8 protein-coding genes are annotated in these 8,824 nt (G+C 61.7%); 4 read left to right on the top strand and 4 right to left on the bottom strand.

The genetic code is table 11. The features are described 5' to 3' along the window. From NTW26_04940 to ispD, 3 genes are all read right to left on the bottom strand, one after another. Window positions 1–389, bottom strand: a 389-nt coding sequence (locus NTW26_04940) for a D-alanine--D-alanine ligase A (protein ID MCX7021615.1), incomplete at its 3' end; no start/stop codon positions are given. A gap of 59 nt (window positions 390–448) precedes the next feature. Further along, a complete protein-coding gene (amrS, locus tag NTW26_04935) occupies window positions 449–1,450 on the bottom strand; it encodes an AmmeMemoRadiSam system radical SAM enzyme (protein ID MCX7021614.1) in 1,002 nt (333 codons plus the stop codon). Next, window positions 1,450–2,142 carry a 2-C-methyl-D-erythritol 4-phosphate cytidylyltransferase gene (gene ispD / locus NTW26_04930; GenBank protein ID MCX7021613.1) on the bottom strand — a complete coding sequence of 231 codons (693 nt, stop codon included), beginning with the start codon at window positions 2,140–2,142 and terminating at the stop codon, window positions 1,450–1,452. Before ispD ends, amrS begins: the two co-directional genes overlap by 1 nt. A 135-nt stretch (window positions 2,143–2,277) precedes the next feature. Here ispD and NTW26_04925 point away from each other — a divergent pair, with 135 nt between their 5' ends. Genes NTW26_04925 through NTW26_04910 form a run of 4 tightly spaced genes read left to right on the top strand, consistent with a single transcriptional unit; the run spans window position 2,278 to window position 6,943 of the window. Beyond that, window positions 2,278–2,913 (top strand): sulfite exporter TauE/SafE family protein, encoded by a 636-nt coding sequence (locus NTW26_04925; protein ID MCX7021612.1) that lies wholly within the window; start codon window positions 2,278–2,280, stop codon window positions 2,911–2,913. Then, window positions 2,914–3,564, top strand: coding sequence for an endonuclease III domain-containing protein (locus NTW26_04920; protein MCX7021611.1), 651 nt, complete (start codon window positions 2,914–2,916; stop codon window positions 3,562–3,564). A 27-nt stretch (window positions 3,565–3,591) separates the two neighbouring features. Then, window positions 3,592–5,709, top strand: coding sequence for a DUF262 domain-containing protein (locus NTW26_04915; GenBank protein MCX7021610.1), 2,118 nt, complete (start codon window positions 3,592–3,594; stop codon window positions 5,707–5,709). 19 nt (window positions 5,710–5,728) lie between these two features. Continuing rightward, window positions 5,729–6,943, top strand: a complete 1,215-nt coding sequence (locus tag NTW26_04910; GenBank protein ID MCX7021609.1) for a PQQ-binding-like beta-propeller repeat protein — start codon at window positions 5,729–5,731, stop codon at window positions 6,941–6,943. Between the two features lie 483 nt (window positions 6,944–7,426). Here NTW26_04910 and NTW26_04905 read toward each other — a convergent pair. Then, window positions 7,427–8,824, bottom strand: a 1,398-nt coding sequence (locus NTW26_04905) for a T9SS type A sorting domain-containing protein (GenBank protein ID MCX7021608.1), incomplete at its 5' end; no start/stop codon positions are given.

Genomic DNA, 8,824 nt, shown 5'->3' with positions numbered 1-8,824 from the left:
CCCACGTAGGGCAGGTCGGCCAGCTCGAAGAGCCCCTGGAGGCAGCCGTCCTCCCCGTAGGTGCCGTGGACGAGGGGGAAGACGACGTCGGCCTCGGCGAAGGGGGAGGCGGGGTCCGCGGTTTCGTCCATCGGTTCGGGGAGAGGAACGGCCGGGATCACGTCGGGGTGCGGGTCTTTCCCGCGCCGGGGGAGGAAATCCACCCGGCTTTCCAGCTTCTCGAGGATTCCCGGTCCGGCGAGCCAGCGGCCCCGCTTGGTGATGCCGATGGGGATGACGGTGAAGCGGTCGGGGTCCAGGGCCTCGATGAAGGAGCGGGCGGAGGTGAGGGAGACCTCGTGCTCCCCCGACCTGCCGCCGAACACCAGGGCTATCTTGATATTTTTCATAGGGTTGCAATCAACCGACGGTGCCGTTCACCGCCGCGCGCGGACCTTTCCCCGGTCCGTCACAGGTTCACGAAGTCGGCGTCGGCGCCGCAGGCCGAGCAGCACTCGGCCGAAAGGGCGGCCACCTCCACCCGGTAGCCCGAGCGGCGGACCAGCGCCGCCCCGCACTTGGGGCAGCAGGTGTCGGCGTACTTGGCCTCGACGGACACGTTCCCCAGATAGACGTACTCGAGCCCCGCCTCCCGGGCGATTTTCCAGGCGCGCTGCAGGGTGCTCTCCGGGGTGGGCGGCGCGTTGAACTTCCACGCCGGGTGGTAGCGGGAGAGGTGCAGCGGCGTGCGCGGGTTCCGCTCCGCGATCCAATGGGCGAGCTCCCCCAGGCGCTCCGGGGAGTCGTTCCGGTCCGGGATGACGAGGTTGGTAATCTCCACGTGAGCGGAGGATTCCATCGCCCGCTCGATGATCGCCAGGACCGGCTCCAGCTCGCCCCCGCAGAGCTCGCGGTAAAATGCCGGGTCCGTGGACTTCAGGTCGAAGTTGAAGGCGTCTATCACCCCGAGGAGCTCGCCGAAGGGCTCGGGCTCGATGTAGGCGTTGGAGACGCAGACGGTTGAGAGGCAGCGGGCCTTGCAGGCCCTGGCCGCGTCCATGACGTACTCGAACCAGACCAGCGGCTCGGTGTAGGTGAAAGCGACGCCGCGGCAACCGGGCCGGTCGGCCATCCGCGCCAGCTCCGCCGGCGAGACGTGGCTCGTGGGCGCTTCCATTTGACTCGAGGTGTAGTTCTGGCAGAACCGGCAGCTAAGGTTGCACCCGTTGGGCCCCACGGAGAGGATGGTCCAGCCGGGGTAGAAGTGGTAGAGCGGCTTCTTCTCCATGGGGTCCAGGTTGATGGCGATGGTGCGGCCGTAGGCGGCGGCGATGAGCTCCCCGGAGACGTTCTCCCGCAGGCGACAAATTCCCCTCTTCCCCGGCGCGATGCGGCAGCGGTGGGGACAGAGCGTGCAGCGGACCGCGCCGTCACCGTCGGGCTCCCAGTACCGGGCGAGGGGGGCCTCCATCAGTCCACCACCAGGTCGTTCTTCAACAGGAGATCGGCCCAGCACAGGTCCTCCTGGGTCGTGATTTTAAAGAGTTGCCGGTGGCCGGGGATGAGCTTCACCGGCCGTCCCACGCTCTCCACGAGCTGGGCGTCGTCGGTCGCCCCCGCGAGCCGCTCGTCGTCCTGATCGTAGACCTGACGCAGGAGCCCGTAGCGGAAGCACTGGGGCGTCTGAACCAGCCAGACCCGGCGCCGGTCCACGGTCATCTTCACCGTGATTAGGCGGGTGGAGAGCTTGACGGTGTCGGTGGCCTGAACCGCCGCCACCGCCGCCCCGGTCACCAGGGCCGCCGCCAGGGCGTCCTGGAGGACCTTCCGCGTGACGAAGGGGCGCACCGCGTCGTGCACCACCACCAGGTCCACCTTGCCCAGGGATTTCAGCGCGTAGCGCACCGACTGCCAGCGCTCCTCGCCGCCGGTGACCACGGTGAACTGCCCGCCGAGCCGGGCGACCTCGAAGCCGGTACGGCCCTCGAAGCCCCGGGGCGCGGTGACCACCAGACGGTTGAACTCGACCCTCGCCAGGAGCCGCTCGGCGGTCCGGTGGAGGACGGTCTGACCGCCCAGGTCGGCGAACTGCTTCGGTTCCGCGCCGCCGAAGCGCTTGCCCAGACCGCCCGCCGCCAGGATCAATCCGACCGTAAGCGCCATCGTGGGGGTAACCTCCCCTTCGATTTTACTACAACGCCGGCCTCCGGCCAAGTACGGTTGCCCCGGGGGGGCTGTAGGCGGTAGAATACACCCCGGACGTCCGTCGCCCGCATCATTCCCCGGAGCGCTTCCACCATGATGGAAACCATAGGGCTGGCGCTGCTCTTGGGCCTTTCGCTGGGGCCGGTCTGCCTGGCCACCTGCTCGGCGCTCTACGTGCCACTCCTGTTGGCCGAGGACCGGCGGGGCTTCGCCGGGTCGTTCAAGCTGTTCCTCGAGTTCAGCCTGGGGCGGCTCTTGGGCTACCTGACGGTGGGGCTCGCGGTGGGATTGGTGGCCGAGCTTCTGAACCCCGATCTGCGGCGGGTCCCCTGGCTCCCCGGCGCCTCGGAGATTCTGGTGGGGGCGCTCATGCTGGCCTACGGGCTCTGGCGGAGCTTCCCCTCGGCCAGTCTATGTAAAAAGTTGAACGAGCGGGAGGGCAAGCCGCCGGCCGCCTTTCTCATCGGCCTCGCCTCCGGTCTTTCGATCTGCGTCCCCTTCGTCTCCACCGTCACCCTCGGGGTGGCCACGGGGGACCTGGTGCAATCGCTTCTCTTGTTCATCGCCTTTTTCTTCGGAACCTCGGTCTGGTTCATCCCGCTGACGCTGGCGGGCCCCTTGAGCCGGTCGGCGTCGCTGCGGAAGTTCGCGGCTTGGGCGGCGGTGCTGGCCGGGGCGGTCTTCCTCGTCATCGGCGTACTGCACGTCTCCACCGGCACGCATTTTTAAATGGACGGCGCCCCGGATTTTTTGGAAGTATACCGCGCGCTCCTGGCCCGCTTCGGCCCCCAGGGGTGGTGGCCCGGCGAAACCCCGCTGGAGGTCTGCCTGGGCGCGGTGCTGACCCAGAGCACGAACTGGGGGAACGTGGAGCGGGCGCTGGCGGCGCTGCGGGAGGCGACGGACCTAAATTTTGCCAAACTCCGCGCGCTCCCGGAGGAGGAATTGGCGCCGATCGTCCGCCCGGCGGGGTTCTTCCGCCAGAAGGCGGAACGGCTCCGGCTGCTCCTTTCCTGGCTCGACGGGCGCTGCGGCGGGAATTTCACCCGGCTGGAAGCGGTTCCCACGCAAACCCTGCGGGGAGAGCTCCTGGCCCTCCGGGGAATCGGCCCCGAGACGGCCGACTCGATTCTTTTATACGCCCTGGAGCGGCCGGTGTTCGTCGTGGACGCCTACACCCGGCGCGTGGCGCAGCGGCACGGCTGGGCCGACGCCCGCGCGGGTTACGACGACCTGGCGGCGCTCTTCACCGCCAATCTGCCCCGGGACGCACAGGTTTACAACGAACTCCACGCCCTCTTCGTCCGCCTGGGCAAGGAGCACTGCCGCAAGCGGAACCCCCGTTGCCACCCCTGCCCGATAGCAGGTATAATGCCTTAATATTTACTAACCGGTAAAGGGGTCGAGATGAAGATCAGAACTCTGATTGATCGTATTCAAACACAAGACATCGTGCTTCCTGAGTTTCAGCGTGAATACGTCTGGCGCTTAGATCAAGCCAAAGAGCTGATGGTATCACTTTTTAAAGAGTACCCTATTGGATCTATTCTGATATGGGAAACACAAACCCCACCGGATTTGAAAGGTTTTAATGCCACCACCCAGAAGCAACGAGGTACTTACCAGGTGATTCTCGACGGGCAACAACGGCTTACCGCTCTATATATGTTACTCAAGGATAATCCCCCTCCCTTTTATAAAGAAACTGAGATAGAAAATGATCCCCGGCAGCTGTACTTCAACCTTTTAACCAGTGAATTCCGCTACTATCAAGTGTCTGTGATGAGTTTAGACAAGTCATGGGTCTGTGTTAAAGAGGTTTTCTTGGGAAATGTTGACGCGGTAGTGATTGCCTTGGATATGTCCTCGGATTCAACCGAGGAGGTAAAAAGCCTTGTTTCCGCTTTCAGTAAAAACCATCAGCGTTTACTGAATATAGCAGAGAGAGATTTTCCCGATTTAAGGGTACCAATAACAGCCGATGTAGATGATGCAATAGACGTTTTTGACCGAGTTAACAGCCAGGGAACCAAGCTGACAGAAGCGGAACTGGCGCTAGCCCACATTTCCGGTCGCTGGACAACCGCCCGCAGGGAGATGAAGGAACTGATTGATCGGTTGAGTAAAAAGGGATTCATCTTTGATCTGAGTTTTATGGTCCGCTGCTTGACAGCGGTTATACACTGGCGGGGTGAGCTTAGCAAGATACACAACACAGATAAGGATACGCTGATCAAAGGTTGGAAACAGGTTACAGCAACCCTTGATTATTTAACCGAACTTCTCCCTACTCACGCATACATTAACGGTACCGATGACCTCAACACATTATTCGTATTAATTCCGCTCGTTGCATTTATTGTAAAGCGAGGTGGCATTCTCAGTAAGGAAAATGAAATAAAGCAAGCATTGCACTGGTTTTACGCTGCCCACATGTGGGCTCGTTACTCCAGTTCGCCGAACGAAAAAACGGATCATGATATCGTTGTCGTAGCCAATAACGATTTTCCTTTTGAAGAACTAGAGAAGCAAGTTATTGAGCAGCGAGGTCGAATAAAAGTAGAGTCTGGTGATTTAGAAGGTCGCTCCATTCAACAACCCTTCTACAGAATGGCTCATGTTGTGGCAAAATATCGCAGGGCGGTGGACTGGTTTAACGGGCTTCCATTGGCTCGTTCCGTTGGGAAGAGTTATTCCATCCAAAGCCATCATGTATTTCCTATATCGAGATTGTATGAAGAAGGCGGGTACAAGGGCAACAACCACCTTCATGTAAAGATAGTCAACGAGATAGCTAACCGCGTATTTATTACGGAGAAAACGAACCGTGAAATTAACAACCGTCTACCCGTGGAATATTTACCGGAAATTGAAGAGCGATATCCCAAAGCTCTATGGGCTCAGTTCATACCGGACGATCCAGAATTATGGCACATTGAGAATTATAAAGGTTTTTTAGAGGTCCGCCGAGATTTGATTGCTCAAGCGATTAATGATTACATGGATAGCCTTCTTCGCGAACCTTCGAAATCCACAAAGCCTACTCTTACTGAACTTCTACGAAAATCCGAAGGACCGACCCTGGAATTCAAATCAACTCTGCGCTACGACCTCCGCCGAAACGAAGAAAACAATACATTGGAAAAAGTAGTAGTTAAGACCATTGCCGGTTTTTTAAACTCCGAAGGCGGTACTCTTTTAATTGGTGTGGAGGATGCTGGTGAACTTGTGGGTATTGAGGTTGATTTCCAAACACTAAAGAAACAGAATAGAGATGGATTTGAGCTTAAGCTGACAGAAATTATTACAAAGTTTTTAGGGGAGAACGCCCGGAATTACTGCACAGTTGAATTTGAAAAAATTGAAGAAAAAACCATTTGTCGAGTGGACATGAATAGTTCTCCATTTCCTATTTATTTAACGGATGGCGAGCGGAAATATTTTTACGTTCGCACAGGCAACAGCACCCGACCTTACGAAATGGACGAAGCGCACCAGTACATCGCTCAGCATTGGACAAGTTAGGGGTTGTAGGATGAGACCCATGCGCCTGAACCGGTTGACCGCCCTGGCTCCGTTCCTCGCCCTGGCCGTCGCCGGGTGCAGCGGGCACAGCTTCACCGGCGCGGCCCCCACCTCGAACCAGGGCCACTGGCTGGGCTACGGCGGCGGATTCGAGCGGAGCTTCCACGCCGAGACCGCCCCGGAAACGCCGCTGGTCGAGGCCTGGCGCTTCGAGAGCGACCTCTGCCCCTGGGGGATGGCGGTCCAGGGGGGGGTGGCGGTATACGCCGGCCTGCAACACGGTGTCTTCGGCCTGGACGCCGCGACGGGCGAGCGGCTGTGGTCCTGGACACTCCCGGCCACCCCGGCCGCCGCGCCGGAAATCGTCGGAGACGCGGTTTACATCGCGCTGGACCTGCCCCTGGGGGAGTTGTGGTGCCTCGATCTCTTCGACGGGACGCGCCGCTGGCGGCAGCTCCTGGAGGAGCTACCCCGGGCCCTGGTCGCCGACGAGGAAGGGGTCTGGGTCCTCTCGAGCCGCGACCTCACCCGCTTCAGCGCCCTCGACGGCGAGCCGGTGGAAGTCCACGAGCTGCCGGGCCGCCCGCTGGCCGGGCCGCCGGTTCTGTGGGACGGCGAGCCGGTGCTCCTAGTGAAGGGAATCAAGGGCACGGGCCTCTGGAGCCCCGCATGGGAAAAAACGTGCTGGTTCGACGGAGAGCCGGCGGCGGGGCCGGTGGTGACCGCCGATGGGAATCTGGCCTGGCTGGACCGCGACGGCCGGCTGGGCGTGTACGCGCGGGGTGAGGATGAGCCGCGCTTTTACCCGACGCCCCTGACCGCGCCGCCCGCGGGGATGGCCTGTGCACCCGAGGGGCTGGTGCTCCTGGGACGCGACCGCTCCCTCGTCGTGGCCGACGAAAGCGGAGTGCTAAGGCCGGTTCTCGAACCGGCGGCCATCTGCCTCGCGCCGCCCGTGGTCACCGGCGGACTGGTCTGGATCGCCGAGGCCGAGGGGGACCTGACCGCGGTGGACCTGGCCTCGGGGGAGGAGGTGTACCGCTGGGCGACGGAAAAGCCGGTGCAGGGGCTGACCCCGTCGGACGGCGGTCTTTTGGTCACCACCGCCGACGGCGTCGGGATGCTCCTCGTACCCGTTCCGGCGGAGGTCGAGGTTCCCGTCGAGGTGGTCGTCCCGGAAACGGAGGAAGCGGAGGGCGGCGGGCCGTCCGCCGGGGATGCGGTTGCGCCGTGATTCCGCGGTCGGGTGTGAACCCCGCCCCTAAATAATCACCCCTCTCCCCTTTGGGGTGAGGGTCGGAGCGCTCTCCCTCTCCCAGTGGGAGCGGCGCGCCGACGGGTCGGGGTGAGGGCTGCCTTATAAAGCGGCGGGGATTTGCCGGGGGCATAGCTCGCTTCGCTCGGTTAAAATCCCCGCCCTACATTTAAGGGAAAGACGGGGTGAGGGTTGTTTCGACCCCCTCTCCCCGTGGGAGAAGGCTTGCCTTACGGGGATGGGGGTGAGGGCTGCCTTATAAAGCGGCGGGGTTAGGAAACCCCGCCCTACATTTGTGTTCGCAGGCTATCGGGTGGTCCCGTAGGGCGGCCCCGTAGGACGAGTCCTCTGCGGGCCGCCGCCTGTCCCCTCTCCCTTCCAGGGAGAGGGTTAGGGTGAGGGTCGAGGGTGGGAACGTAAAAGCGGCGGGGTTAGGAAACCCCGCCCTACGAACATTACAAATTACCGCGCGACGACCACCCGCCGGGTGAGGGAGCCGGAATCGGTCGCCAGGCGGACGAGGTACACGCCGGGAGGTAGCGCAGAGGCGTCGTAGGAAAAATCATGGCGTCCGGCGGTCATCTCCCCGTCGAGAACCGTTGCAATCCGCCGCCCGGAGAGGTCGTAGAGCGAAATAGATACCCGGCCGTCTCCGGGCAGCGTGTAGTCAATCGTGAAAGACCCGCTCGCCGGGCTGGGGTAGACGGCGAGGTCAATCTCTCTCGCCGCTCCGGGGAAGGTTACCGTCTCCGTGGGGCCGAAGCGCGAGACCGTCCCGTCCTCCTCGACCGCCTCCAGCCAATAGCAATACTCGACTCCCGCCTCCGCTTTCGTGTCCAGCCAGCGCACCGCCGTTCCCGGCAGCGCCCCGGATACCGTCGTCGGTTCGCTTTCGCCCACCGAGCGCAGGACGGTAAAGCTCGCCGGAACATCGCCGGTTATCGTCCAGCCGACCAGAACCCCCTCGTCGCAGGTGTTCGCGGAAAGCTCCGCGTCCTCCACCCCCGGCCCGCCTTCCCAATGGGCGTATTTCAGGGAAGTGTGTTTCACGTCGTAATAAGAGACGCGGGGGTTACCGTCGGAATCCAGCGCCAGGGAGGTGAACTCGCCAACCTCTCCTGCCATGTCCACTGCATATGTCTGCCAGGAACTTCCGTTCCAGCGGGCGTATCTAAGGGCACCACGCCTAAGTTCATATTCGTCCCAGTACAAGAGGTTGTAAGAGATATTGGGACGGTCTGAAAAATCCAGCGCCAAGGAGGTCCACATGCCTACATCCGGGGATGTTGAGTCAACGGTCTGGATCTGCCAAGAGCTGCCGTTCCAGTGAGCGTATTTAAGATAACCCCGCGAATACCGGTCCGGGGTGATGAGCACAGGGGCCTCGTAATCGTCCCGGGGAGAGAACCGCACGTCGTTGATGCTATCGTAGCTCGCATAGTAATACGAGATGTGGGGGTAGTCGGAGTCATCCAGCGCCAGAGAGCTGTACGCGCCTACGTCTCCGTCCGAGTCCACGGTCTGGATCTGCCAGGAGCTGCCGTTCCAGCGAGCATATTTTAGAGCACCGTCGCCGCCATACGAGATGTGGGGGTAGTCGGAATCATCCAGCGCCAGGGAGGTGTATTCGCACACGTCTCCCACCGAGTCCACCGTCTCGATCCACCAAGAGCTACCGTTCCAGCTGGCGTATTTGAGATGACCGTCGCCGTAATACGAGATGTGGGGGCGGCCAGAGGATTCCAGCGCCAGGGAGGTGTACTTGCCCACGTCCCCCTCCGAGTCCACCGTCTCGATCTGCCACTCGCCGGCGGAGGCCGCCCCGGCCAGCGCCAGCGCGAAAAACATCACCAACAGCCG

The organism is bacterium, assembly GCA_026398675.1.
In the GTDB taxonomy this organism is placed as follows: Bacteria; RBG-13-66-14; RBG-13-66-14; order RBG-13-66-14; family RBG-13-66-14; genus RBG-13-66-14.
The sequence above is the reverse complement of the archived record's forward strand: the minus strand, read 5'-3'. Positions and strand labels throughout refer to the sequence as shown.

Bases quoted from the DNA above. Each gene is read 5' to 3' on its own strand.
- amrS (MCX7021614.1), bottom strand. From the start codon at position 1,450: ATGGAGGCCCCCCTCGCCCGGTACTGGGAGCCCGACGGTGACGGCGCG.
- NTW26_04920 (MCX7021611.1), top strand. From the start codon at position 2,914: ATGGACGGCGCCCCGGATTTTTTGGAAGTATACCGCGCGCTCCTGGCC.
- NTW26_04910 (MCX7021609.1), top strand. From the start codon at position 5,729: ATGCGCCTGAACCGGTTGACCGCCCTGGCTCCGTTCCTCGCCCTGGCC.
- NTW26_04915 (MCX7021610.1), top strand. From the start codon at position 3,592: ATGAAGATCAGAACTCTGATTGATCGTATTCAAACACAAGACATCGTG.
- NTW26_04925 (MCX7021612.1), top strand. From the start codon at position 2,278: ATGATGGAAACCATAGGGCTGGCGCTGCTCTTGGGCCTTTCGCTGGGG.
- ispD (MCX7021613.1), bottom strand. From the start codon at position 2,142: ATGGCGCTTACGGTCGGATTGATCCTGGCGGCGGGCGGTCTGGGCAAG.